Raw genomic sequence first — 26025 nt, 5'->3', positions numbered from 1 at the left:
GATGAGCGTAGTCGTTCCGGTCAGCTCGGCTGATTCCAGCCAGATTGGCCATGCTCGCCGCCAGGCGCTCTCCCTCGCCAATGTCATGGGATTTACTGAATTGCGGCAAGGGCAACTTGGCATTATCGTCTCCGAAGCCGCCGGTAACATCGCGGCACATGCTGTACAAGGAGAGATCGTGCTTCGCCCCTGGCGTTTCCGAGACGACTCAGGAATAGACGTCCTGGCGTTGGACAGTGGAAAAGGCATTGTCGATATCGGCCGATCCTTTGAAGATGGATTCTCAACCGCGGGCACACCTGGTCAGGGTTTGGGTGCGATGTCGCGGCTGTCCTCCGCTTTGCAGGTCTATTCCCTCGAGGGGCAGGGGACCGCTCTATTCGCTCGCGTCGTGCAGGAATCGCCCTCCGCTAATACTTCGGGAAGTGACTATATCTTAGGTGCGGTTTCACTACCGATTACTGGTGAAACCGCTTGTGGCGACGCATGGAGCGCAAATCACACCACGGAACGAAGTCTCTATATCATTGCAGATGGATTGGGCCACGGGCCGTTAGCGGCCGAGGCTTCAAAGGAAGCTATTCGTGTTTTTCATGAGACGTCACATCTCACGCCAACGCGTATTCTCTCTGAAGCGCACGGGGCATTGACGAAGACGCGGGGAGCCGCAGTGTCAATCGCTGAGGTCGTCCATGATAAAGGGGTTGTTAATTTTGCCGGTGTCGGTAATGTCGCCGGAGCGATTTATCACTCTGGCAAGGTTCGCAGCATGGTCTCGATGAATGGGACACTCGGCCACTCGGTAGGACGGATGCAGCATTTTTCCTATCCATGGGAGAAGGGGTCCACACTAGTCATGCATTCGGATGGCATGGCGACCCGTTGGAATCTGGAAAGTTATCCAGGACTGGCATCGCGCCATCCGGCGCTCATCGCTGGGGTTCTCTATAGAGACTTCTGCCGGAAGCGCGATGATGTCACAATACTTATCACACGCATTTAAGCCTATGGACGATATCTACGGATTACCGCTTCTTACGATTCCTTTGAGGCATGACCGGCATGTCGTTCATGCGCGACAACGCGCCCGCGATCTCGCTGCATCACTCGGCTTCGAGCATCAGGATCAAATCCGTTTGGCTACTGCTGCTTCCGAACTGGCCCGCAATGCCTTTCGGTACGCGGAAGGTGGTACGGTTGATTTTTCAGTTAGAAACTCTTCGCCTCAAGTATTCATGATTTCTGTCACCGACAAGGGACGCGGGATTTCCAACCTGAATGAGATTCTGGATGGACGCTATATCTCTAAGACCGGCCTCGGAATGGGATTGATTGGCACGAAGCGGTTAATGGATCATTTTCACATCGCGTCCTCCCCAGAAGGCACGCACGTTGAATTTGGAAAGGTACTTCCACCGACTGCAGCCCGGGTGACCCCATCGAGCATAAAGGCGATCTCAACGAAGCTTGCGGGCGGGAATCCTGCCGATCCCTTTGGGGAGATTGAAAGGCAAAATCAGGAGCTCCTTAGAACGCTTGCCGTGCTTAAGGAAAAGCAGGAACAGCTCGCGGATTTGAATCAGGAGTTGGAAGACACCAATCGGGGTGTTGTGGCTCTTTACGCGGAGTTGGAACAACACGCGGATGATCTGCGTAGAGTTTCGGATCTCAAAACCAGTTTTCTTTCGAATTTGTCGCATGAGTTCAGGACGCCGCTCAACTCGATCTTGTCCCTAAGCCGCTTGTTGCTGGGACGAATGGATGGAGAGCTGACGGTTGAGCAAGAGAAGCAGATTACATTTATTCAGCATTCTGCAGGTGAACTATCGGAACTGGTCAACGATCTATTGGATTTAGCCAAGGTAGAAGCGGGTAAGATCGACGTAAAGCCAAGGTATTTTGAGGTCTCTGATTTTTTTGGCGCACTACGCGGAATGTTGAAGCCCCTACTCGCTGGGAATAGTTTGGATTTAATATTTGAAACAACACCGGATATCCCGACACTTTATACAGATGAAGGGAAGATATCGCAGGTACTTCGCAACCTCATATCAAATGCACTCAAGTTCACTCGCAAGGGACATATCCGGGTTACGGCCGAAACGAAGTCTGGCGGATGGGTAGTCTTTCGAGTCGCCGATACCGGGATCGGCATTAAGGTAGAAGATCAAGGCCGTATTTTCGAAGAGTTCGTTCAGATTGAGGGCGAACTTCAAAACCAGGTGAAGGGAACTGGCCTTGGGCTTCCATTGTCGAGGCGGCTTACAGAGCTTCTGGGTGGCAGCCTCGAGGTGGAGAGTCAACCCGGTCTTGGGTCTACCTTTACAGTCCAAATCCCCGCATATTTTGGAAAGGCTATATCGGAGCCTCCGGCGATCCCTGTGCTGGATGAGAACAACAAGAAAGCGATCGTACTGTTCATCGAGGATAACCGCGAGACCAGCTTCGTGCACCAGTCCGCGCTGAAGAATAGTGATTACCAGGCTCTTTCTGTTGCTAATATTCCGGGTGCAAGAGCAGCCATGAAACAAACCAAGCCGGCTCTCGTGGTACTCGACCGTTTGATAGATCAGAAGGATTCTCTCTTCTTTATCGATGAACTCAGATCTCAGGGTTATTTGGGGCCAGTGCTTGTTGTCAGCGTCATTGACGATCCGAAGGGCGCCATGAGTGCGGGTGCAGCGGGTTTTCTAGCGAAGCCCGTTCCACCGTTCACGCTCCTCAACGTTGTACGTGAGCTGATTGAAGGCAAAGCATCAAAGACAATTTTGCTCGTGGACGACGATGAGGTGACACGCTACCTTGTGGGTGGTGCTCTTGCAAGAGGGGGATATCGTGTCTTGGAAGCGCACGGCGGCCGCGAAGCGATGAGATTGATTCAAGCAGAGTTCCCAGATGCGATTATTCTTGATATCGCCATGCCTGACATGAATGGCTTCGAGGTTCTACGAGAGATTAGAAGTATCGAGTCATCGAAGGCTCTTCCTGTAATTGTTCATTCTTCGAAGCAACTTTCCGTAGTGGAAAGAAAGAGCTTGTCAGATGCTAAAGTCCTTATTTATCCCAAGCAGGCCTTCAGCCGCGAGGGCGGTTCGCATGGACTATTACAGCTCCTTGAAGGGATAGGAACTGGGCTTTGAGAGCTGACAAGGACTTAGTTTTAGTAGTGGATGACAGACCGGCTAATCGCTATGCGGTAGTCCATGCTTTGAAGCGGGCAGGCTATGAGGTGGCGGAGGCGGAGAGTGGAAGAGAAGCACTGGAACTAGCGCAACAGGTTCCGTCGCTCATCTTGCTCGACGTTAAATTGCCGGACATTCTTGGATATGAAGTTTGCAGGAGGCTTAAAGCAAACCCTCGTACTAGCCACATTCCTGTTCTGCAGCTATCGGCTGCCTTCGTCGATAATGAGAGTAGGGTGTATGCGCTTGAAAGCGGGGCGGACGCATATCTTACTCAACCGGTAGAGCCGAACGTCCTCATCGCTACTGTTCGGTCTTTAGTAAAACTCCATGAGGCCGAATCTCTCGCGAAGCTTTCAGCAAAGCAGTGGCAGTCTACTTTCGATTCGTTGAGCGAAGGCGTTGCGATCATCAACAAATCCGGATTGATCGAACGATGTAATCGAGCGATGTCTGCTCTTTTAGAACGATCCCATACAGAGATCGAAGGTCACCCCCTTTTTGACGTACTCAAGACGGCTTTGGATGTTGAACTTTCGAATGAGGACGAGGCAGAGGTTAGTGAGTTGAGTTCTAAGTCTCGCTACTTTCGAGCGCGAATCGAACCAGTATTCCTGGACGCAGTCCGAACCGGTAGCATCTTTGTCCTGGCCGATATTACGCGACAGAAGATTGCAGAGCATGCTGCACTTATGAACGAGCGTCTGGCAGCGACGGGACGTATGGCTCATACGATTGCTCACGAAATCAATAATCCGCTTGAGGCAATTACTAATCTGCTCTATTTGTTAAAAGGAACGACTTTCGATTCGAAGAGCTGGGTGGAATACCTCTCTTCCGCTGAAGACGAGGTAGCTCGTGTCTCTAGAATCACGAGACAGATACTGACTTTTCATCGAGAGTCGGCTCTTCCCGTCGAAGTTGATCTTCAACAATTGCTTGAAGATGTTTTGGCCCTGAATAATAGGTCTATTGTTGAGAAGAAATTGCGAGTCAGGACGGAATGGCGTTCCGCAATTGTCGTTAATGGTTTTCCTGCGCAGTTGCGACAGGTATTTTCAAATATCTTACGCAACGCAATCGACGCGTCCTTCCCGGAAGGTGAGATCCGGATCAAAGTGTCTTCTTCCATGATTTATGGAGCGAACAAGGAACCGGGTGGACGTGTGACCATCGCAGACAATGGAATCGGTATCCCCAAGCAGAATCGGGACAGAGTCTTTGACGCATTTTTTACAACGAAAGAATTGAAGGGAACAGGCGTGGGACTTTGGCTCAGTTCCACAATCGTTCAGCAACATCGCGGTCGTATCCAGGTGCGGAGCACGTCCGAATCCGACCGATCAGGAAGTTGTATATCCGTTATCCTTCCTCTCCGAAACGCTGCATCTGCTTAGATGTGTTCCTAAATTCTTGGCCGATTACTCCTCAAAACTCGCCTGAGCATTTGCGTTCCAAGATACTTTTACTTCCTTGGTCATCCTTAAAACAATACTTTAGGCATAGTGGCAGAGGACCGAGTACGTCGATTCACAGTGAGGCAATACCCAATTTTCTTTTCAGACTTCAACGCCGAAACGGAATTTTCACTGTTAATATCATCTGGAACAAAATTATAGGAGCGTCATGTCTCTCAAACCCAATCGCCGTAATTTCATTATCGGAAGCGGTCTCACAGCCCTTGCTTCGACGAGGGCCTTCGGTGCAAGCAATACTCTGCGCGTAGGCGTAATAGGGGCGGGCGGGAGAATGAGGAATCTGCTCGATGCGGCCGATAATCTGGGTTCTTACGAGATTGTAGCGGTAAGCGATGTGTATGCTCCTCATTGCGAGGCCGTCAAGGTACGGTCCAATGGTCTCGCTACTACGCACGTCGATTATCGAGAGGTCCTTGAGAAGAAAGATATCGATGCAGTCATTATTGCGACGCCTGACCATTGGCATGTTCGCATCGCTACAGACGCCGTTGCCGCAGGTAAGGACGTTTACCTGGAAAAACCGGTTACTCATACCATCGAAGAAGGAACGCCGCTCATTCACGCGGTTCGTTCCAGCAAACAAATTTTTCAATGTGGCATGCAGCAACGTAGCTGGAGTCACTTTCGCAACGCGGTCGACCTTATTCAGGGAGGCAGCCTCGGTAGAGTTCTCCAAGTCAGAACTTACTGGTGGCAAAACTATAATGCCAGCTGGGTTTCAAAACCTATTGACGTAAGTCAACTTGATTGGAAGAGCTGGCTCGGATCTGCTCCAGATCAGCCGTTTAGTCTTGAGAAGTACAGTCATTGGAGGTGGTACTGGAACTTCGGAGGCGGAGCAATGACTGACTTGTTCAGTCATTGGATCGATGTCGTTCAGTGGGCGATGAAGTCCGACCAGCCTGTCAAGGCGCAGTTCCTCGGCGATAAATATGTCTTCGAGCAGTGGGATTGTCCGGATACCATCCAGGCTGGATTTCGTTATCCCGGCTTTGATGTCGTGTATGAAGGCATGATGGCGTCTTCTATCGATGACGGTGGTTTGGAGTTCCGAGGTACAGAAGCGACGTTGAAGCTGACGCGGGCTGGATTCAGCCTGTATCGGGAACGAGTTAAAGCCGATCAGAATCCTGTTCTTTCAGAACATAGCTTCCGGGACGGTACGATCTCTCATATGGAAAACTTCTTCGAATGCATCAAGAGCCGCAAAGAGCCAAACGCGCCTGTTGAAACTGGAGTTGCCGCAGCGCGTGCAGGACACATTGGTAATCTCGCTTATCATCGAGGCGGCCAAGTAGTATGGCCCCTCAAGTCGTAGGCCTTCTGAGGTCAGGTTCTGTGTAGAGCCTCATTTTATGTGCAAGACTGTAGAGAGCTTGATGTCGTTAGAGGCGCTTCCGACCATAAGACGGACTGGCTCTGTCTCGACCTTGAAGGTTCCCTTTGTCTCATCCCAGAACGCTAAGGTGGAGGCTTTGAGAGGCATCTGTATCGTGCGGGTCTGACCCGGCTCGATAGTAATCCGTTGAAAACCTTTAAGTTCTTCCTTTGGCCTTTCGACCTTGGAACCTAAGTGGCTGACGTAGAGTTGGACGACTTCGTCGCCGATTTTTTGTCCTATGTTACTCACGTCGACGCTGACCGTAACTGTTCCATCTTTCGCTAGTTGCGGCGAACCGATTTTCAAGTTGGAGTACCGGAACGTTGTGTAACTCAATCCATAGCCGAACCCGTAGAGCGGTTGGCCTTTGAAGTACATGTAGGTCCGGCCGTTACGAATGTTGTAATCCATCATGGGCGGCAGTTGTTCGATAGACGTAGGCCAAGTCGTGACTAAACGACCGGCGGGGTTGTAGGCTCCAAAGAGTACCTTGGCGATCGCGGTGCCTTCGTCTTGAGAAGAGTGCGCCATGTGTAAAATCGCGGGAATGTGAGCTTGGGTCCAATTGATAGTGAAAGGAAAACTTGAGACCAGGACGACGATGGTCTTCGGATTGACCGCATAGACCTGCTTGATCAATTGTTCCTGATTGAGGGTTAGACTTTCGCGGTCACTCCCTTCTCGACCATCGCTGGGAACGGTGCAGGGAAGAGTCCCGCCTCCGTCGGCTGTGTCGTGCCAGTCCTTAGCCATATCGGGTCCACAGGTAGGATCATTGCCGACGACAACGACTGCGACATCGGAGGAACGCGCCGCGTTTATTGCGGCCTGGTTGGTCTCATCGCTAGCGTAGTTGATCTTTACATTGGGACCGGCTTCTTGCTTGATTCCTTCGAGAGGGGTTACGGCATAGGGTGGAAATCCGCCGTACCAGTCCCAGTGGATGGAATCGGCAAGCGGTCCAATTACTGCGATGGACTTAAGCGAATCTTTCTTGAGTGGAAGAAAAGAGGCTTCGTTCTTGAGAAGAACCAGTGATTCGAGTGCCATCTTTTGCGAAATGGCTTTTTCCTTTTCGGTATTCCAAGGCTCGGGCGAATCTTTAATCTTTGAGTATGGGACCATCTCAGGTGGATCGAGCAGACCCAGACGCGTGGTTATGCGGAACTTCGGTCGGAGCAGGGCATCTATTTCGGCTTCGGTCACTATGCCGTCTTTGAGCGCAGCTCGGGTCTCCTCCTGATACGTATCCAGGAATTGATTAATGCCAGCTTTTAGGCAGGCAACGACCGCTTCTTTCTGGTTGAGAAAGGCCTTGCGGGGATTCACGAGCAGCTTTACAGCACCTCCATCACTGGACAGAACACCCACACCCCATTGCTTTTGGACGATTTCCTTCAACGCGGGGTTGATGACCATCGGTATGCCATTCCAGGCGTTATAAGAGGCCATGACGCCTTCGGCTCCGCCATCGAGAAAGCCCATACGGAACGGTACAGAGTAGTACTCCCAAAAGAGCCGCTGGTCGAAATCAGAGGATGAGCTTGTCCGGTACATTTCGTTGCTGTTGGCCAGGAAGTGTTTGAGTAGTGCGGCTGCCTGCCAATACTTGGGGTCGTCCCCTTGAAGACCTTTGACGAAGGCTGTGACCATTGTTCCATTGAAGAAGGGGTCTTCACCGTAGACCTCCTCGCTGCGTCCCCAACGTGGGTCTCGGGCAAGATCGGCCTGCGGTCCCCAAAGCATGAGAATCTGTCTATTGTATTTTTCAGTTTGTGAGATGAAGCGAGCTTCATAACCTTCCACTGCTGCTGCTTCCCGCACAAGATGGGGATCCCATGACTCCCCCATTCCAGGTGGTTGAGGGAACTGCGTTGTATGAACGATAGGGCCGCCATAATTGCCGCGCTGCACTACTCCGTGAATACCCTCTGAACTGCCGAAACTTTTTACTCCAAGGCGAGGCACGGCAGTCTTCGTGCCGAGACAGGCAATCTTCTCGTCGAGTGTCATACGCGAGAGGAGATCATCGATTCTCTTTTCCATGGGGAGTGATGGGTCGTTGAAAGGTAGGGTGGCCTGTTCGGCTGTTGCGAGAGCACATCCAATGGATCCAAGGATGACTAGGCACGTTACACATATAAGCTTCTTGAGCTTCGACAGTTCTCGATTCATCCTATCCTCGTAGGGATTCGCTCATGCTGCAGGACCAAAATGGTGCATGTAGTTTTGGCTCTCAATATTTCATGCGTTATTTCAAAGGACTAAAACAGTTTTGACAATAGGCCGAACTGTCTGTGAGAAGACTAATTGGCAACCGGCTCTGACTTGATCGTGGCCTGAAGATTTGGAATCGGGGAGGAAAAATTAAAGCGGTCCAATAACCATGCGAGTGCGAGCATTGTCAGGAGACATGCGCTCGGTAAGAAAAGTGCCATGCGCAGCGATGCGACTTGAGAAAGAATGCCCAGGAACAACGGTAGGGCAGAGGCACCGACTCCACAGCATGTCAGGACGAAACCACTCTGTCGCGGAGAGGGATCCATACTTAGCAACGACGAGAAGGCGACTGGAAAGATCGGACCTAGAAAGGTTCCGCAGCAAGCGGCAACGATGGAGAGAGAAAGCATCGTCCCGCTACCTAACAATCCGAGACTGCAAATCAGTGCGCCACCACACAAGATATACATCTCCCATCGCTGATAGAAGCCGCGTAGCAGTATGTTTGCAAGTGCTCGACCACCGGCTACCCCAAACCAAAACGCCGAGGTACAGAGAGGACTGATGGTATTGGGAATGCCCGCGGAACGATGGGCAAAGGTGGTAAGCCATCCGGAGAAACACGTCTCAGCACCCCCATAGAGAAAAAACATTGCTCCAAACAGCAATAGAACTCGAATCGGGAAACTGCTGTGAGGAATATTGGTCGTCGCGTTTACAAGTTCTAGGTTAGAACGCTGTACGACTACGATCTTGGAGAGCAGTGTAAAGCCGAGGAAAGATGCTGCTACAAGAAAGAGAATCGAGTTTAGGGCAACAACGCGTTGCAAGAGCTGTGTAAGCAGCATTGGCGAAAGAATGGCGCCGAGGCTCCAAAGAGCGTTCCCCAGAGATAGGCGGGATACCCGGCCTTCAGCATCTCTGCCCAACGTTAGGTTGATGGATGTCATAACTTGTCCAAGTCCGAATCCGTAGACCAAGAGAGAGGTGATTGCCAATATCACGGGTGGGTTGTGGCCGCTCGTGAGTGCTAACGCAACCGATGCGATGCCAAGACAGGAACTCATCGAGCCTCTGGCGATCATAGTGTGGTAGTGACGAGAGGCGAATAGGGATCCAAGCGAACTGCCAAGAAATTGGGCTGCTAAAAGAGCACCTTCTTGCCAATCGCTCAGGCCCCCAGCATGACTTATATGCGGCAACAACGGACCGAGCAGGACGACACCCATCCCATTCAAGAAAAAGCCGCAATACAGAAGCCAATAAGGATAAGATTCATCCGCGCTCCTTGAATTTATGAGTGTTGTTTTGGCCACGCGAGCAATATCCCGGTTTAGAGTCTGAGTCGCATCCGCCGGATGCAAGTTCAACGAATATATCTGAATGACCCTAAAACTCGCATTGATATTCTTAGCGAATCACGGAGCATCATCAATCGTAAGACGCTACATTGGAAGCGAATCTTTTTGCTCGAGAAGATACTTGTTGTTAGGCATCGAATGAACTCGATACGAGCAGGTTATTCCGGCCGGGTAATCAAACGAATCATTATTCCGGTGCAGACGCCGGCAAACTTAGCAGATATACGCAGGCCACCGCAGATTCAACACAACAACGATGCAACGGTACCTCACGAACTTGAATCTTCATTTGAGAAACATTTTTTTTATTGACGTTCGTTGATTCGGCGATCTATGCTTTCGGCGATGGCCAATGCTAAATCGATTTAGCGTGAGAAATTTCCTCAAGCTTTCCCTTTGCTTCAAAGATGCCGGTTTATGAACATGTCTTAACAATCTCACTCACACGATATATTGAAATCCCTCCCACTCTCGCTTCCTGCCGATACCAAAACCGGTGCCTAGACTCCAAAGGCATGATCTAAACCATCAGAGACGAAGCAGAGACCATTTAGAAAGAGGCCCTTATGAAGTCCATGCACCTCCCCTCGATCTTGCAGAGAAAAACCTTATTGCTGATTTTTCTGGCGATTGTGGGGATCTCGCAGCATGTTCTATCTCAGACCACTGCAAGCCTCTCGGGAAGCGTGCAGGACGACAGCGGAGCAATCATTCCGAATGCACATATCGTGTTGACCAATACTGCTAGCCAGGATAAGCGGGAACTCGACAGCAATGGCTCCGGTTACTTCACCTTTGCCGGCATTATTCCTGGTACCTATGTTATCGAGGTCTCAGCATCGGGTTTCCGGGGCCTTCGCCAAGCAGATATTATGGTTAATCCTGGCGACGTGCGCAAGCTACCCAATCTTGTCCTCGCGGTCGGTGCGGCAACTGAAAGCGTAACGGTGCAGAGCAGCGCCAATGAAATTGCTCCGGAAGACTCTGGTGAGCGTTCAGCCTTGCTGAGCACAAAAGACATCGATCGCCTGCCTATCCAAAGCCGCAATATGTCGGAGTTGCTAAAGATCCTTCCCGGCGTCACTACCACTGCTAGTGGCACTGGCAACGGGGCGGGATTCGACTTCTCAGATGCCGGATCTTCAGGTTCAGCAGTCGGCAATGGTTTGAACGCGAATGGTGCGCCATACCGTGGCGGCACCGCTTACCTTTTGGACGGCGCCAGCATCATCGATCCCGGGTGTGCCTGCTACTCCATCGCGACGGTGAATCCTGATATGACCCAAGAGGTCAAAGTCCAGACCTCCAACTTCGGAGCAGATGCGGCACAAGGGCCGGTTGTCATCAACATCATTAGCCGTTCCGGCACATCGGACTTTCATGGCCAAGGTTATCTCTATGTTCGTAATGGTGTTCTTAACGCCAATACCTGGCAGGACAAGAACAGCACAACCCCAACACCTCGTCCGGAATCTTCCTTCTATTATCCAGGCGGCAGCATTGGCGGTCCCATTCTTATTCCGCATACCAACTTCAATCGAAGTCACAAGTTGATCTTTTGGGCTGGCTTCGAGGCCTTCAGGCAGAACCTTCCCGCTGCTTCGCCATTGACCTCTTACGTGCCAACCCCTGCCATGCGTGCTGGTAATTTTAGTTTGAGCGATCCGGCTAATGCTGCGCTTTGTGCCAAGAGCTCAGGCAATGACTTCTGCCAGTCCCTCACCGGCGGATTTGCTCCCGATGGTACGCCTCTGACGGGAACACAGATTCCGGCGCAGTATTTGGATCCAGGCGCTCTCGCTTTATTGAAACTCTTCCCGGCCTCCAATGTTGATCCTTCGACCAACGCCGCCGGCTACAACTACTTTCTGCAGCCCAGCAACACTCACAATGGCTATATCTACCGCGGTCGTGTTGACTACAATCTCAGCGATCGGAATAAGGTTTTCGTTAGCTACCAGTATGGTAGTGATTCCGAGACCACAGTAGCCCACATCTACTTTAATCCCGCCAACGCAGTAGCATTTCCCGGTGGTCCTCTTATTAGCCCGGTCCACTCTCACGTACTCAGCGGTAGTTTTATCCATGTCTTCTCCTCGGCAGCCACGAATGAGCTTCGCATTGCGGCCGGTTGGCTCGACAATCCCTACTCGGCCGCCAATCTCAAAGCAATGTATGCCTCGACGCTTGGGTATCCCTATGGAAGCGTCTATAGCACGGCGTCGTTGTTAGTGCCTTCCATTAACTCACCCGGCGCCCGTACCCTGCCGGACATCTCGCAGCCCGACATCTTTCAGCAGGATGGAACTTTCAACTCGATCAAGAAGTCGCCTTCCGTCTCAGATGACTTCACGATCGTCTATCGTTCCCACACTTTTAAGATCGGGGGGTACTGGAGCCGCGCCGCGAATAAGCAGGGTACCTATGGATCTGCAAATGGGTCACTCTCCTTTGCGAGTGGTGCGAAGACGGACCAGATCACCGGCTTAACTATTGGCACAGTGAATCCGCTCGCTAATTTTCTAATGGGAATCGCGGGGAACTCGACGACAAACCCGGCCTTTAGCCAAAATAGTGTCAACCCTATCAGCGATATGCACTACACCACGGTGGCTGGCTATATTCTGGACAATTGGAAGGTCGCGCCGCGCCTGACTCTTAATCTCGGCCTGCGTCTCGAGCACCTAGGCCGCTGGCAGGATGGCACGGGTACGGGCCTGGCTGTATGGCGGCCAGAGCGATACGCATCCGATCTGGCTGCAGGTAAGGTCTATCCTGGTGTCTCCTGGCATGCGATTGATAAATCTATTCCAAACGGCGGATCGCCCGTTCAGACTCTATTTCTCGAGCCACGTCTTGGACTAGCCTATGACGTTCGAGGAAATGGTTCCACCATCGTGCGTGGCGGTTGGGCCGCTTACCGCTGGAATGATCAATACAACGATTATGCCGGGCCGCTTCAAACTGCGCTCGGAGTCAAGACGTTCAATACGAACAACAATCAGGCAATCACCCTCAAAGAGATCGGTGCGCTTGGTGCTAATGCAGCCAGCCTCGGAACTCTACCATCGAGTGTTTTCGCCACGGATGAGAGCGATGACAAGACCGGTGTTACCTATGCCTATAATCTGACTATTTCGCAGCGTTTGAGCCACGCGATGCTTCTAGAAGTCGCCTATGTCGGAAATAACACCCAGAACATTCTTATGGGTGGTCAGAGTAACGGCTCCGGTGTGGGTGGCGCGAATTTCGTCAATCAGAACAAGATTCCGCTGGGCGGTCTATTTAAGCCCGATCCAGTCACAGGGGCACCCGCTCCGGTAGATCCAGAGAACGTGCCCAATATCGTCGACTACTTTCCGTTCTCCAAGGGCTATGGGACGAACGCTATCTCGGTGAATTCCCATTTGGGTTATGCCAATTACAACGGTGCGCAGTTCAGCCTCGTCAGGCAGACTGGTCGTATTACCTTCAATGCCAACTATACTTATTCTAAGTCCTTGGGGATCGTGAGCAGCACTCTCGATGCCTTCAACGTTCGAAACAACTACGGAGTTTTGAATATAGATCGTCCGCATGTCGTCAATACTTCCTATGCCTTCGACCTTGGGTCACCAATTCATGGCAATCGCTTAGCGAGTGGTGCAGTGAACGGCTGGACACTTTCCGGTACTACGACCTGGCAGGCCGGGGGCAACCTGCAGGCCAATACCAGCCAGAATCTCAATCTGACCATCCAGAACACCACACTGGGGCACACGATCGGCTCTTCGACTTATTACGGAACTCCGTCCAACAGCGTACTTCCCATCCTTACATGCAATCCTACCGCGAACCTGAAAACCTACCAGCACGTCAATCTTGACTGCTTTACGGCACCACAGATTGGACAGGTCGGCATCCGTCAGGCTCCCTATCTAAGCACGCCGTCGTTCTTCGACTCGGACCTCGGAATTTACAAGACCTTTCACATCACCGAGCATCAGGCTGTGGAGTTACGCGGAACTGCCTTCAACTTCCTCAACCATCCCCTCCCTGGATTCAGTAATGCCGATCTCGTCAGTTTGAAGTTGCAGACCGCGAATAACAGCAGTTTTACCTCGCAAGTGCCCAACACTAACCGGGGCATTACAGACGCGAAGTTTACCCAACGCACCATGTTGCTTGCAGTAAAATTCAAATTCTGACGTGGGATTTAAGTTCGGTTAGTTTTCCTCTTCGGCGAGATTGGAGGAGACGGCTAAGGCATTGATGACTGCAGCCGTCTACTCCTGTTTATGTCGTGAACTGGAGTGTGGCCTATACATGACATCTAAACCCGGAATTACTCTTTGACAGTTTTCTGATATCTGATATATCTAATGCATGCGTTCTTGGTGTTCACATTTCGGCAATCCTTTTGTCGTTCCCGGCGCAGGTAATTTTGCTTGTCGATGTTCCAAGTAATTTCTCTATTCTTTAAATCCCCCAAAGATGATCTAGCCGTCGTCAGTGTGTAGTTCGATTTGTAGCCTCTCTTGAGTAGGTGCTTATCGCTCTGTGCGCGGTTGACGACGGTTGTCACCCAATTTCGTACGGAGTTCGTATATATGCGTTTGAAAAGCTTTACTGCTCTTTCTATGTTGGGAATACTCTGCCTCGCAGCCTCAGCCCAGCACATTACCTCACCTGAAGAGTCCTTTGGTTTCAAGCCCGGCACAGATAGAAAGCTTGCGGATTGGACACAGCTTACTGCTTACTTTGACAAGCTCTCACACGAATCGGATCGTATTCGTTATCAGGAACTGGGCAAGACGACGGAAGGGAGGCCGTTTGTTTCGCTGACGATCTCCTCAGCAGAGAACCTAAAGCACGCCGACGATTATCGCGATATCGTACGTCGACTTGCAGATTCTCGTATAACTTCACCTGATCAAGCTCAGGAGCTTACAAAGCGCGGTAAAGCCGTCCTTGTTGTTACGTGCAATATCCATTCGACTGAGATTGCTAGTTCGCAAAGTGCTGCAGAGTTTGCTTATCGATTGGCGACGGGACGAACCCAGCAGATACAGGAGATTCTCGACAACGTCATTCTGGTTCTCGTTCCGTCGTTGAATCCAGACGGAGAGCAACTGGTCGTCGACTGGTACAAGAAGTATCTCGGTACTCCCTATGAAGGCAGTTTGCCAGTGGTGATGTATCACCACTATGTCGGACATGACGACAACCGTGATTGGTACGGCTTTACGCAGGTAGAGACTCAACTTGCGGTCGACAAGGTTATTAATCCCTGGCATCCGCAGGTTCTTTACGATCTGCACCAGATGGGCGCGCGCGGCCCGCGCATCTACTTGCCGCCTTGGGTGGACCCGATAGATCCAAATATTGACCCGCTACTCGTGAGCACGATGAATGCACTCGGTACGGACACCGCGCTCGAAGTTGCACAGAGTGGAAAGTCCGGTGTGCTGATTCATGGCGTATATGATCTCTGGTCTCCCGCGCGTCACTATATGGCGTATCACGGCACTGCTCGTGTCCTCACCGAGTCAGCCAGTGCAAACATCGCCTCACCTATCGAAATTCCCTTTGACAAACTTGATCGCGGTATTGGCTACGATGCGAAGGTTCGTACCTGGAACTTCCCCGACCCATGGAAGGGTGGGACATGGCGTCTGGGAGACATCGTTGCGTATCAACTCGACGCCTTCTTTTCGATCGCTCACAACGTCGCGTTGAATCGCGAACGCTATCTAACTAACTACTATCAAATTCTGAAGAATGCGACGGAACAGAAGTACGGCGGTCCCTTCGCATATGTAATTCCGTCTGAGCAATCAGATCCAGCTTCGACGGCACGTCTGATCAGTATCCTGCGTCGCGGCGAAGTCGAGATCAAGCAGGCGTCGACGGACTTTGACGCCGGAGATCAACACTTCAGCAAGGGAAGCTATATTGTTCCTCTCGCTCAGCCATATGGAGCATTCGCGAAGACATTACTCGAGGTTCAGAACTATCCGAACATTCGCGAGTACCCCGGAGGCCCTCTCCAACGGCCCTATGATGTCACGGCGCAGACTCTCCCTTTACTTCTTGGGGTAAAGGCTGTTGAAATAGCACATTCCTTCAACGTGGAGGGGGTGCCGGTCGATCATGCGATCATGGCTCCCGGCACTATAGAGTCCGGAAAAGTGAAGTACGGATATCTGTTGGACGACGGTTCTAACGGCTCGCTATTCGCGCTCTTTGGGCTGCTCAAGCATAACGTGCGTGCTTACCGCCTCACGGGTCAGCCTTACTCACCGGGGACCATCTACCTTCCGGTACAGCCGCATTTGCAGGAAGCTCTCACCGCTGCAGCAACACGTTGGCCGGTGCACTTCAAGCTTACGACTGCGCCGGTAGTTGGCTCCAGGCTCGAAGTAAAGCTTCCACGCATCGCTCTCTATCAGAGCTGGGTCGCGTCAATGGATGAGGGCTGGACACGCTGGATCTTCGATCAAAATGAAATTCCCTATACGCGCGTAGTAGATGCCGATATCAAGAAGGGTGACTTATTCAAACGTTTTGATGCAGTGATCCTGCCGGATAACTCTTCGGCCGCAATTACCATAGGTACTGGGGGCCGGGGAGAAGGAGGTGGCGAGCCATCACTTCCCTCGAAATCGACTACTTCAGTAGCCAAGGTCGATTCTTCCACCTCGTCTGACTCCAGGGAATTTCCAGCTACTCCTCCTGAATACAAGGGCGGCCTCGGTGATCAGGGCCTGGCTGCACTCCGCGACTTTGCACAGGACGGCGGCACTATTTTGACGCTCAACCGAGCTTCCACTGTTTACGCTAACAATGACTCTGCCGAAGTAAAAAATGTTCTTGCAGGACTTGCGAACAAGGACTTCTATATTCCCGGATCCATCTTGGAGGTGAAGGTCGATAGATCGAATCCAATCGGGTTCGGCCTTCCGGAGAAGCTTCCGATCTTTTTCGAACTGAGTCCTGCGTTTCAGGTGCAGGGAAGTGGACACTCCATCGCAAGCTACACTAGCGATAACCCACTGTTAAGTGGGTGGATCTTGGGCGGCAAGTACCTCAATAACACGTCTGCACTCGTCGAAGAACCTGTAGGAAAGGGAAGACTTGTCCTCTTCGGATTCAGACCCCAGTATCGTGCGCAATCCGAAGCGACATACCGGCTCTTCTTTAATGCTCTACTTTATGCGAGCTCTATTCCGGCCGTGCCGCTTGAGAGCAAAACCTCGAAGGGTAGTTTCAATGCTGCTGAGCGGGGTGCGCGATGAGAAAGGGATCATACAGATTCAGGATAGTGCTAGGATTTGCGACATTGCTGCTTGTGGAGAACTTTGACCCATTTTTGTATGCACAAGGCGTGCTTGCAGAAGTTCATGGAATAGTGACGCACGCCTCAGGAACTGTTATTCCGGGTGCCACAATTACGGTGATAGATATTTCGAAGGGATGGACCAGAGTGTTGCACTCGAATGGGGATGGGATGTACGCACTACCTCAGTTGGAGCCGGATATGATTTCCATCTCTGTGGAGACCCCAAACTTCAATCGCCAAGAGCAGCTTGAAGAGTAGGGCTTGCGACGAGGAGCGATGTAGTGTGAAATGCCTAGTTACCATTAGGCTAGAAGTCCTAGCTTCCTGCGATTCGCATAGTAGTTTCATGTCTTCAAAAAATAATTTGTCCTGAGAGTCGGTGTACACTCGTCGCATGTTTTCCCTTCTGCGCATCGGCACATGCATAGCTATATTGGTTACCACGATGGCGGGATCTCCACTTGTTGCTCAGTCGAACTTTCCACAAGAAAATCGGGCTGAGCGGTTGGAGTGGTTTCGCGATCAAGGCCTTGGCCTATTTATTCATTGGAGTGTTGACTCACAACTCGGTCTGATCATCAGCCACACGCTCGCAGGCGCAAGCCCCGAGTACGTGGACCGCTTCTATCGCGAACTGCCACAGACCTTCGACCCGGTTCACTTCGATCCTGATAGCCTGGCGCGACTCGCTCGAACCGCGGGCTTTCGTTACATGATGTTCACCACTAAGCATCACAACGGTTTTTGTATGTGGGACACGAAGACGGTCACGTTTAACAGTATGCATACCCCGTATGCCAAGGACATTACTGCTGAGATGTTCTCCGCCTTTCGTAAGCAGGGGATCGCTCCGGGCGTCTACTTTTCTCCGGATGATTTCCTCTGGCTCCATCAGAACGGTAAGCCAATCGAGCGCCTTGTTCCACAGGTGCAACCCGGCGCTAATCCTGGCTTGATGCAGCTCGATAAGGACCAGATCACCGAGTTGATGACACACTATGGCCCGGTGGCTGCTGTCTTCTTCGACGGTGAAGCCAAGGAACTTCGCGACATTGCGTGGAAGCTGCAGCCAGACACGGTCGTTACACGCGGAGCCATCGAGACGCCGGAGCAGAATATTCCTGGAGCGCCCTTACCGGGGGCCTGGGAGAGCAACATGACCATCGGCACGGCGTGGGAATTTCAGCCCTCCGACGAGCACTATAAATCCGTCCACGATCTTCTGCGTATTTTGATTCAGACCCGGTCTAGAGGGGGAAATCTCCTGTTGAACGTCGGGCTAAAAGCTGATGGCTCTCTTCCTTCGGAGCAAGAGGATCGCCTGCGTACCTTCGGGTCATGGATGTTCCTTAACTCGGACGCCATCTATGGCACGCGGCCTTGGGTGGTTACCAATGAGGGAGACATCTGGTTTACGAGATCGAAGGATAAACATACGCTCTACGCAATCCTCGACAGCGACGATGATTCGCCGGTGTGGAAGCGGGGTACCTGGCGTGAAGTTGTCCTAAAGACCGTGCGGACAACTCCTGGTACTACGGTGGGTCTTCTCGGGCAGGATGATCAGACAGTAGAGTATCGACCGGACCTACATCCGTTGAGTACAGCACACCAGGAGGCAGACGGCCTACACATTCGCGTCATGCGGGCACAACGTCTGCGGGATAGCGACAGTTGGCCTTACCCTTCAGTAATCCGTCTGACGAATGTGGAAGAAGCGTTTACGCCACCTATTGTCCATACTTTGCCGGCGCAACTTGGAGATGGCGTGGTGACATTGCGAGGCAGTTGGCAGGACGGAGCGGATGCTCCAGGAGCAAGGTTTGGATTCGAGTACAGGATTATTACAGGAGAGGATACCCGATCGCGGTTACACGGTTGGCAGCATCTTCCACTCGAGCTCGCAGAGCACCCTGGTCAGTTCTCTGCGACTTTTCATCCCGAGCCAGGCCAACTATATGAGTACCGGGCGGTCCTTCAGCATCCTTTACTTACGATCTTCGGGGAAGACCTTCCGGTTCCTAAGCGTTAGTTCGGATGCCCGAGGAACCTTATAAGTGAGTGTTCTACAAAAAGAGCCCCAATCCCGGCCATAAGCGGGACTGGGCTCTTCCTTATGTTGAAGGAAGTTACTCGGTGCTGCCCGCTTTCTTTTCTGCGGGTGGCGCTGGTGTGCCCGCGTCCAGATGAGCCCAGTTCAAGACGTCATTGAAACCTAAGAAGTAGCTTCCTTGCGTCTGCCAACGCCAGAAGGGCCGCAGAGCGAAGAGGACCATGTGCCCTTTGCCTTGCAGTAGATCTACGATGAGAGCAATGGGGTGTAGAAGGCATCCAAAGGAATCGTCGCGGGACAGGTAAAGCTGTTCGAGTGGCCCGCAGGAATCGACATCTGATGACCCGAAGGGAGGATGTGCGGTCCTGAGATGGTGCCTTCATCTACCGCATCTGCGAGCGCCACATCAATGAAGCCGTCGGTTCCAAGCACTCGCACACCGACAATACCGGACTTCAAGGCATAGGCGACAGCTTCCTGCGCGCGGAGCGTCTGGAGACCGTAGGATGCGCTCGATCCATGGGTTCTCGGGCCGCTCCAAAGATGAATGTGCGAATCGATGAATCCTGGGACGACAGTGTATTTCGAGAGATCGAGCTCTGTGGCTCCGGCTGGAACCGCCAGGGACTGGCCAATAGCCGTAATCCTGCCGTTGGTGACAATAATCGAGGTTGGTCCCTTGAGGGGATCTGAGACTGTAGTCATCAGCTTGCCGCAGCGCACGTAGAGAGTCGTGCCTGTAGGTTCCGCGGCGTGCGAGATTGTCGGGAGAAGGGTGATTGCCAAGGCTAAGAGATACGGGCGGGACATCTTCACGGGCTAATTCCTTTCGAGTATTGACACTGGGACGGGAAGCTAGATGGGAAATTGCAGCGTCGGACCGAAAAGGGTGGGGGATCCACTCGAATTAGCTGGTATGTCGAGCGATGAAGTGTCGAGTGCGCAAGAAGACCTCTTCGCCGATGGACTTCGAAAAGAGAAATTTCTCAACTCTCTTGTGCATAACTCAAATTTCAGTGGTGTTGAAAAGAGCATAACGCAGGATCCCGATTTAGGCGAAGCAATTTCCACCGTAATTGCGGAGACGCAGGGCGCACTTGTGGAAGGGAAGTCCTAATGAATGCATTGACAGGAGTTGAGCGACGTATTAGAAACTAGTCAAAGCCTCATCTCAAAAACAGCAGATCGTTCGTTGCCTCGCAACGACTAGTCTCGGTTCTAGCGAAAGCTCCGCTGTGCGCTCTCTGTTTTCCATTGGTATCGGTTTGCCTTTTCCTACGACTGACCGTTTTCTTTTCGTCACAAGTTACGAATTTGAACGATGGGGGAACTATCCGATCAATGAAACGCCGACTCTCTGTTCTTCTGATGGCTCGCAAATGCCTGGCCTATTCCGTCTTCCTTGCTGTTCTTTCTCTGTCACGGCTGCTGCATGCTGGGCGGCAAGCTTCTTCCCCTGGACATCTTGTAATTCCGGCGGCATTCCTCCTCCTGTGCGCTGTTCATCGCGTTGAAGCGAAGGTAGCCGCGACACCCGATACCATCCTTGCCCGGTCTGACGTTCAGGCTGCGATGCAAGCGATCAAGAGCAACGAACCGCACTTTATCGACGAACAAGTGCGGATCTGCGAGATCGCCTCGCCGCCTTTTCATGAAGAGAAGAGGGCAGCAGAGCTTGCGCGCCTTTTCAAGGAGGCCGGCCTGGCAAATGTCCGTATCGATCATGCCGGAAATGTCTTGGGCGATCGCCCGGGTGCGGAGGCTCATCCGCACCTCGTGCTCGCGGCCCATCTAGACACCGTTTTTCCGGCGGAGACGGATGTTCATGTTACCCGCAAAGGCAATATCCTCAAAGGTCCCGGAATCGGCGACGATTGCCGTGGTCTCGCCGCGCTTCTTTCTGTGATTAAGGCAATGAACGACACCCACATCAAGACGCAGGGCTCGCTAACTTTCGTCGCAGATGTGGGAGAAGAAGGTCCTGGAGATCTGAGGGGAATGAAAGAACTCTTCGGGACGACGATGAAGGGTCAAATCGACTACTTCCTCTCAATTGAGCCGGGCGAGGCCAATCGCGTCACGAACGGAGGTGTAGGTAGCTATCGTTACCGAGTCACCTTCACTGGTCCGGGAGGCCATAGCTACGGCGCCTTCGGAATTGCAAATCCGATCCAGGCTGTAGGCCGCGCACTCGCCCATATCGACGATCTTCAAGTTCCCACTGAGCCTAAAACGACCTTCAACGCTGGCCGCGTCGGTGGAGGAACCTCCGTCAACTCTATTCCGTTCGAGGCATGGTTTGAGTTCGATGAGCGCTCTCCCGACACTAAGTCGTTAGATGCTCTGGACGCGAAGTTCAAGGCAGTCGTTCATGCCAGTCTGGACGAGGAAAATGCCCGCTGGAAAGACAAAGGCAAGCTCAGCGTCAAGATCGAAGAGATTGGAACTCGGCCGGCTGGACAGACTGATCCGAACACTGCCATTGTGACCACTGCGATAGCTTCGATCAAATCTCTGGGCCTGCAGGAGGCCACATTCGGATCCGGCTCGAGCGACTCGAATATACCCATGCATCTGGGCATCCCCGCGATCACCATTGGTGGAGGAGGAAAGGATCAGGGGGCGCACTCCTTGAATGAGATCGATGATGTCACAGATTCATGGAAGGGGCCCCAAAACGCTCTGTTGATCGTCCTCACACTGCTCCAGTAAGACGTTTTCGTACTTCAACTCACTTCGTACCTTAACGCATCAAGCACTGTTGCAGGGAGGCAAAATGGATCCGAAGAGGGAAATTGCTGCGGTCAATCGTCGTGAGTTCATCCAGGGGGCAGTGGCCGGGGCGGCCGTACCTTTGTCGAGCTTTTCTATGCGATCGCCTGAACCGTTATATTCTCATTTCGCACCTATTTACTTGAATCAAAAGGATTCTGCCCTATGTGTAAAATGATTGCCCTCTTTACCCTCGCTGCCACTTCTGCGTTCGCAGTCGACGGTGGCCCTGCCACTCCGCTCCGGGGCTATACCTCGGAACACTCTGCCTTAGAGATTCAGTGGGAACAGAAGTTTCGCGCCATGCCAGATACCGCCCGCCTTCGTGAAAACATGCGCCGTCTCTCAGCTCGTCCCCACCACGTCGGGTCGCCCTACGATAAGGACAACGCGGAGTGGCTGCTTGCGCAACTCAAATCTTACGGGCTCGATGCCAAAATCGAGGTCTTCGACACACTCTTTCCTACACCGAAGACTCGAAAGCTAGAGCTCCTCGGTCCTACTAAGTTTGTCGCAAAGCTCGACGAGCCGGCCCTCAAGATCGATCCCACCTCCGATCAGAAGAAAGAGCAACTCCCCACTTACAACGCCTACTCGAGTGACGGTGATGTCACCGCTCCGCTCGTCTACGTCAACTACGGTGCGCCCTCCGACTATGAGCAGTTGGAGGCCATGGGAGTCTCGGTGAAGGGCGCCATTGTGATTGTTCGCTACGGTCAGACCTGGCGCGGCATCAAGCCGAAGCTGGCCGCGCAGCACGGAGCTGTCGGGTGCCTGATCTACTCTGATCCCCGCGATGACGGCTACGCACGCGGCGATATATACCCTGATGGTCCAATGCGACCGTCGGACGGAGCGCAACGCGGCAGCGTTATGGACATGCCCGTCTATCCAGGGGATCCTCAAACCCCCGGAATCGGTGCTGTCCCGGGTGCAAAGCTCATCCCTCTCGCCGAAGTCCAGACCATCACCAAGATTCCTGTAATGCCCATCTCCTACGAAGATGCCAAGCCCCTTCTGCTCTCTCTCGGTGGTGAACTCGTCCCGGAAAATTGGCGCGGCAGTCTGCCCATCACTTACAAGACCGGTCCCAGTATCGCGAAGGCTCATTTGGCACTAGTCTTCAATTGGGATCGCAAGCCTCTCTATGACGTCCTCGCCCGCATTCCTGGCTCTACCTTTCCCGATCAGTGGGTCATCCGAGGAAACCATCACGACGCCTGGGTCAACGGAGCAGGCGACCCTATCTCCGGCGCCAGCCCCGAACTCGAAGAAGCTCGCGGTCTCGGAGAACTTCTGAAGCAGGGATGGCGCCCTCAGCGCACTCTGCTTTATTGCTTCTGGGATGGCGAGGAGCCAGCTCTTCTCGGCTCCACGGAGTGGGTCGAAACCCATGCCGAAGAACTTTCGAAGCACGCCGTTGCTTATTTCAATTCCGACGGCAATGGCCGCGGCTACTTTCGCGCGGAGGGTTCGCATTCGCTTGAAAACTTCATCAACAGTGTCACCAAAGACGTTGAAGACCCTGAGACGAAGATGTCGGTTTGGAAGAGGGAGCGTCTGGTCTCCTTTTCGCATGCTGCAACGGAGGCACAGACCGAACTTCGGTCACGTTCCGATACTCGCATCGGAGCTCTTGGATCTGGTTCGGACTACACCGCTTTCATCGACCACCTCGGAATCGCCAGCGTGAATCTGGGCTTCGGCGGCGAAGATCAGGGCGGAGGGCAGTATCACTCTATCTACGACGACTTCTACTGGTACACCCACTTTCAAGACACTGATTTCGTCTATGGCCGCGCCCTGGCTCAAACCGCAGGCACGATGATGATGCGCATGGCTGATGCTGATGTTATTCCCTTCCAGTTTGGGGACTTTGCGGAGACCATTCATACCTACGTAGTTGAAGTGAAGAAGCTGGCCGACACGATGCGCTCGCAGATCAAGGAGCGCAACACCGAAATTGCCGACGGAGTCTATAAGGCTCTCGAGGATCCAAAGAAGAAAAGGATAGCTCCGCCTGTGGAAGCACTCCCGCCCTACTTCAACTTTGCCCCGCTCGATCAAGCCTCCGACGACCTCACTGCAGCTGCTGCCGACTACGACAAGGCCCTTGCAGCAAATGCCTCGAAGTCCTCTGTGAATCCGGAACTCATCCGGGCCGAACGAGCCCTCCTCGATTCAACTGGTCTCCCCAATCGGCCATGGTTTCAGAACATGATCTATGCACCTGGATTTTTTACTGGCTATGGTGTCAAAACTTTACCCGCGGTGCGCGAGGCCGTCGAGCAGAAGGAGTGGAAGGGCGTCGATGTGGAGATTGCTCGCACGGCAGCGGCGATCGAACGGGAATCTGTTCTTCTCAGGGCAGCAACTCAGACGCTCTCGGCTGGGGGGCAGTAGGCCCCGGAACGACACTTCCGGCCCCAGGGTTTGCTGCGTCATGGCTTGAACTCCAGCGGTAGTTCTACTTCAGAACGGCTGGAGTTGCCGGTCCGTAGAGCAGCCCGTTGAACAGGAATTTGAATGTTGAGTGTGGTTGTCCGCGGAAGGTGATCTCGGGTCCGTAAAGGATCACTTTGCCTTTGCCCGTTTTTGCCTGGGCCACGGCGATGCTGTTGTTCAGATATTGCTGTCCCCATGCCCATCCGCTATCCAGAAGGTCTCCGCCGGCGTACCAAGCTCCCGTCTGCACTCCGTGAAACGACGCATCGGGATCGGCCCGGAACGCTGGACTTCTATCGAAGAATACGTCCACCTTTGCTGGCATGCCATACGCACCGGGCTTTCGGTGTTCACCCGGGTACGCATCAACGATCCCGGGATATAGAACTTCTCAGGAGAGACATTGACCGTCTTGCCTTTAACGATCTCTGTTACTGCATTCACTAACGGCAGGTGGAAGGACTCATAGATGCTAGTCGAGCTACCGATCGCTAGCAGAGTCCCGCCCTCTTCGACAAACTTCTGTAGCTGAGGAATAGTCTTCTCAGTTGTGATAGCGCCGAGCCAAGGGAGGGACTCCGCAGGAATTGTCTCTGGCTTGGGTTGACGCGATGCCAGCGAGGAACCGGCTAGGCTATCCCGACCCTGCGCTGTGATAGCTCCATCGCTGAAGAGAATGTCATCGTATTTCTTCTTCAGATCGCCTACATCTAGCGTCTGTGGGTACACTACGGTAGAGGGAAACTCGAACTGCTCCAGCAGCCAGCGAAACCATCCAGAGGGCATCAAGCCGCCATATTGGTCATAGAGTGCGATTCGCTCCAAATGAAGTTGCAGAGCATCGCCCTCGGGTCTCTTTGCCACAGCAAAGGCATTGATGCCTAGTTGTGTCGTCACTGTTTCGAGGATCTTCCGTCTCAGCAGAGTAGGGAAGCCAGATCGTTCCCGGAGCCATCTCCTTGCCGCCTACATTTGTCTTCGTAGTAAGCCAGTACACCTGTTGATTTGCCTTCAACAGACGATTGGTCAGGGTGAAGGCATCGTTGTAGGAATGGCTGACGATTAAGCCAGCTACCTTCGTAGGTCCACTAATCGTACCCGGCAGTGGTATCGCCAGATCAGTCGTGATCTTTGCGAATGGGTCGGTAAAGGGCTCCAGTTTGCGGTCGAACTGCACGCCCATTTGGAATGCCAACGTCCAACCGGTCGCGTCGTAAGGACGAGTAGGGGGTTCACCAGGGTACGCAAAATCGTTCGGATGATCCTGTGGCTCAAATAGATCGAGCATCTGCGGTCGAAAAGCCCGCGCGGCGATGACGACATATGATCCCTTTGGATAACTTTTGCCTGCAACGGTAAAGTCCGCGGTCGCCTGTTCGCTGTATGGGTAAGTGCCGCCGAAGTATCGTCACGCCACTTTTCATCAACGCGTTGACGAACTTGGTTGCAATCGGAAATCCGGTTGATCGGCCGGGATAATATAGCCACGCGGATCACGCAAGACCTTGTCATATAGATCCGAAGGAACCGTCTTCGCTGTCTCGAACGACGACACGAATGGTTCCGGTTTTCCGCTGGGCTTGGCCTTGGCCGCCGCATCTTCCAGAGCTTCGATGCTATTACACGAAATACGCCATTCAAGATGCGAACGCCGTGAGGTATTCGGACGTTTGATTGAAGAGACTGCGACAGGACGCACGCCGCTAGATCAGCGATCTATGAGAGCGCGGCGAGTGAATTTTAAGGTGCAAGAAACAGGAAAGACTGTTTGCCTAAAACGTCATCCAGAATCAAGTCCAAATCGGTATGAGG

Annotated in this window: 16 protein-coding genes; 11 read left to right on the top strand and 5 right to left on the bottom strand. The window is 52.7% G+C overall.

The features are described 5' to 3' along the window. Window position 1 precedes the first annotated feature (1 nt). From HB393_RS18540 to HB393_RS18525, 4 genes are all read left to right on the top strand, one after another. On the top strand, window positions 2-1003 hold the full coding sequence (locus HB393_RS18540) for a SpoIIE family protein phosphatase (RefSeq protein WP_255551340.1): 1002 nt from the start codon (window positions 2-4) through the stop codon (window positions 1001-1003). After that, the gene (locus HB393_RS18535; protein ID WP_213806690.1) at window positions 972-3140 is read left to right on the top strand and encodes an ATP-binding protein; all 2169 of its coding nucleotides are present in this window, start codon (window positions 972-974) and stop codon (window positions 3138-3140) included. Before HB393_RS18540 ends, HB393_RS18535 begins: the two co-directional genes overlap by 32 nt. Beyond that, the gene (locus HB393_RS18530; RefSeq protein WP_213806689.1) at window positions 3137-4579 is read left to right on the top strand and encodes an ATP-binding protein; all 1443 of its coding nucleotides are present in this window, start codon (window positions 3137-3139) and stop codon (window positions 4577-4579) included. Before HB393_RS18535 ends, HB393_RS18530 begins: the two co-directional genes overlap by 4 nt. A 229-nt stretch (window positions 4580-4808) precedes the next feature. After that, a complete protein-coding gene (locus HB393_RS18525; protein WP_213806688.1) occupies window positions 4809-5978 on the top strand; it encodes a Gfo/Idh/MocA family oxidoreductase in 1170 nt (389 codons plus the stop codon). A gap of 30 nt (window positions 5979-6008) precedes the next feature. Here HB393_RS18525 and HB393_RS18520 read toward each other — a convergent pair whose 3' ends face one another. Together HB393_RS18520 and HB393_RS18515 are read right to left on the bottom strand one after the other, a co-directional pair. Continuing rightward, on the bottom strand, window positions 6009-8216 hold the full coding sequence (locus HB393_RS18520; protein ID WP_213806687.1) for a glycoside hydrolase family 3 C-terminal domain-containing protein: 2208 nt from the start codon (window positions 8214-8216) through the stop codon (window positions 6009-6011). Between the two features lie 131 nt (window positions 8217-8347). Beyond that, window positions 8348-9625, bottom strand: a complete 1278-nt coding sequence (locus HB393_RS18515) for an MFS transporter (RefSeq protein ID WP_255551361.1) — start codon at window positions 9623-9625, stop codon at window positions 8348-8350. 563 nt (window positions 9626-10188) lie between these two features. On the opposite strand from HB393_RS18515, the gene HB393_RS18510 reads away from it, so the two are divergent. From HB393_RS18510 to HB393_RS18495, 4 genes are all read left to right on the top strand, one after another. Beyond that, a complete protein-coding gene (locus tag HB393_RS18510) occupies window positions 10189-13809 on the top strand; it encodes a TonB-dependent receptor (RefSeq protein ID WP_213806685.1) in 3621 nt (1206 codons plus the stop codon). 402 nt (window positions 13810-14211) lie between these two features. Next, entirely contained in the window at window positions 14212-16899 is a 2688-nt protein-coding gene (locus tag HB393_RS18505; protein ID WP_213806684.1) for a M14 metallopeptidase family protein, read from the top strand. Next, complete coding sequence (locus tag HB393_RS18500; RefSeq protein WP_213806683.1) at window positions 16896-17201, top strand: carboxypeptidase-like regulatory domain-containing protein; 306 nt, start codon at window positions 16896-16898, stop codon at window positions 17199-17201. The genes HB393_RS18505 and HB393_RS18500 overlap by 4 nt, the downstream gene beginning before the upstream one ends. Before the next feature lie 187 nt (window positions 17202-17388). Further along, the gene (locus HB393_RS18495) at window positions 17389-18975 is read left to right on the top strand and encodes an alpha-L-fucosidase (RefSeq protein WP_255551338.1); all 1587 of its coding nucleotides are present in this window, start codon (window positions 17389-17391) and stop codon (window positions 18973-18975) included. Window positions 18976-19072: 97 nt separating this feature from the next. On the opposite strand, the gene HB393_RS18490 is transcribed toward HB393_RS18495, so the two are convergent. Both HB393_RS18490 and HB393_RS18485 read right to left on the bottom strand, forming a co-directional pair. Continuing rightward, complete coding sequence (locus HB393_RS18490; RefSeq protein ID WP_213806681.1) at window positions 19073-19219, bottom strand: hypothetical protein; 147 nt, start codon at window positions 19217-19219, stop codon at window positions 19073-19075. A 23-nt stretch (window positions 19220-19242) separates the two neighbouring features. After that, complete coding sequence (locus tag HB393_RS18485) at window positions 19243-19812, bottom strand: amidohydrolase family protein (RefSeq protein ID WP_213806680.1); 570 nt, start codon at window positions 19810-19812, stop codon at window positions 19243-19245. Between the two features lie 43 nt (window positions 19813-19855). Between HB393_RS18485 and HB393_RS18480 the strand changes: the two genes are divergently transcribed. From HB393_RS18480 to HB393_RS18470, 3 genes are all read left to right on the top strand, one after another. Further along, window positions 19856-20113 carry a hypothetical protein gene (locus HB393_RS18480; protein ID WP_213806679.1) on the top strand — a complete coding sequence of 86 codons (258 nt, stop codon included), beginning with the start codon at window positions 19856-19858 and terminating at the stop codon, window positions 20111-20113. Between the two features lie 224 nt (window positions 20114-20337). Next, window positions 20338-21708 carry a M20/M25/M40 family metallo-hydrolase gene (locus HB393_RS18475; RefSeq protein ID WP_213806678.1) on the top strand — a complete coding sequence of 457 codons (1371 nt, stop codon included), beginning with the start codon at window positions 20338-20340 and terminating at the stop codon, window positions 21706-21708. Between the two features lie 225 nt (window positions 21709-21933). Next, on the top strand, window positions 21934-24171 hold the full coding sequence (locus HB393_RS18470) for a transferrin receptor-like dimerization domain-containing protein (protein ID WP_213806677.1): 2238 nt from the start codon (window positions 21934-21936) through the stop codon (window positions 24169-24171). 219 nt (window positions 24172-24390) lie between these two features. Here HB393_RS18470 and HB393_RS18465 read toward each other — a convergent pair whose 3' ends face one another. Continuing rightward, on the bottom strand, window positions 24391-25110 hold the full coding sequence (locus tag HB393_RS18465; protein ID WP_213806676.1) for a hypothetical protein: 720 nt from the start codon (window positions 25108-25110) through the stop codon (window positions 24391-24393). Window positions 25111-26025: the final 915 nt, after the last annotated feature.

This window comes from Granulicella sp. dw_53, from assembly GCF_018449545.1.
Classification (GTDB): Bacteria; Acidobacteriota; Terriglobia; order Terriglobales; family Acidobacteriaceae; genus Edaphobacter.
This window is presented reverse-complemented; position numbering and strand designations above follow the sequence as displayed.

Coding starts and splice junctions, on each gene's coding strand:
- HB393_RS18490 (WP_213806681.1), bottom strand. CDS start 19,219: ATGGTCCTCTTCGCTCTGCGGCCCTTCTGGCGTTGGCAGACGCAAGGA.
- HB393_RS18525 (WP_213806688.1), top strand. CDS start 4,809: ATGTCTCTCAAACCCAATCGCCGTAATTTCATTATCGGAAGCGGTCTC.
- HB393_RS18520 (WP_213806687.1), bottom strand. CDS start 8,216: ATGAATCGAGAACTGTCGAAGCTCAAGAAGCTTATATGTGTAACGTGC.
- HB393_RS18510 (WP_213806685.1), top strand. CDS start 10,189: ATGAAGTCCATGCACCTCCCCTCGATCTTGCAGAGAAAAACCTTATTG.
- HB393_RS18480 (WP_213806679.1), top strand. CDS start 19,856: ATGGGAAATTGCAGCGTCGGACCGAAAAGGGTGGGGGATCCACTCGAA.
- HB393_RS18470 (WP_213806677.1), top strand. CDS start 21,934: ATGTGTAAAATGATTGCCCTCTTTACCCTCGCTGCCACTTCTGCGTTC.
- HB393_RS18500 (WP_213806683.1), top strand. CDS start 16,896: ATGAGAAAGGGATCATACAGATTCAGGATAGTGCTAGGATTTGCGACA.
- HB393_RS18475 (WP_213806678.1), top strand. CDS start 20,338: ATGAAACGCCGACTCTCTGTTCTTCTGATGGCTCGCAAATGCCTGGCC.
- HB393_RS18540 (WP_255551340.1), top strand. CDS start 2: ATGAGCGTAGTCGTTCCGGTCAGCTCGGCTGATTCCAGCCAGATTGGC.
- HB393_RS18495 (WP_255551338.1), top strand. CDS start 17,389: ATGGCGGGATCTCCACTTGTTGCTCAGTCGAACTTTCCACAAGAAAAT.
- HB393_RS18505 (WP_213806684.1), top strand. CDS start 14,212: ATGCGTTTGAAAAGCTTTACTGCTCTTTCTATGTTGGGAATACTCTGC.
- HB393_RS18535 (WP_213806690.1), top strand. CDS start 972: ATGATGTCACAATACTTATCACACGCATTTAAGCCTATGGACGATATC.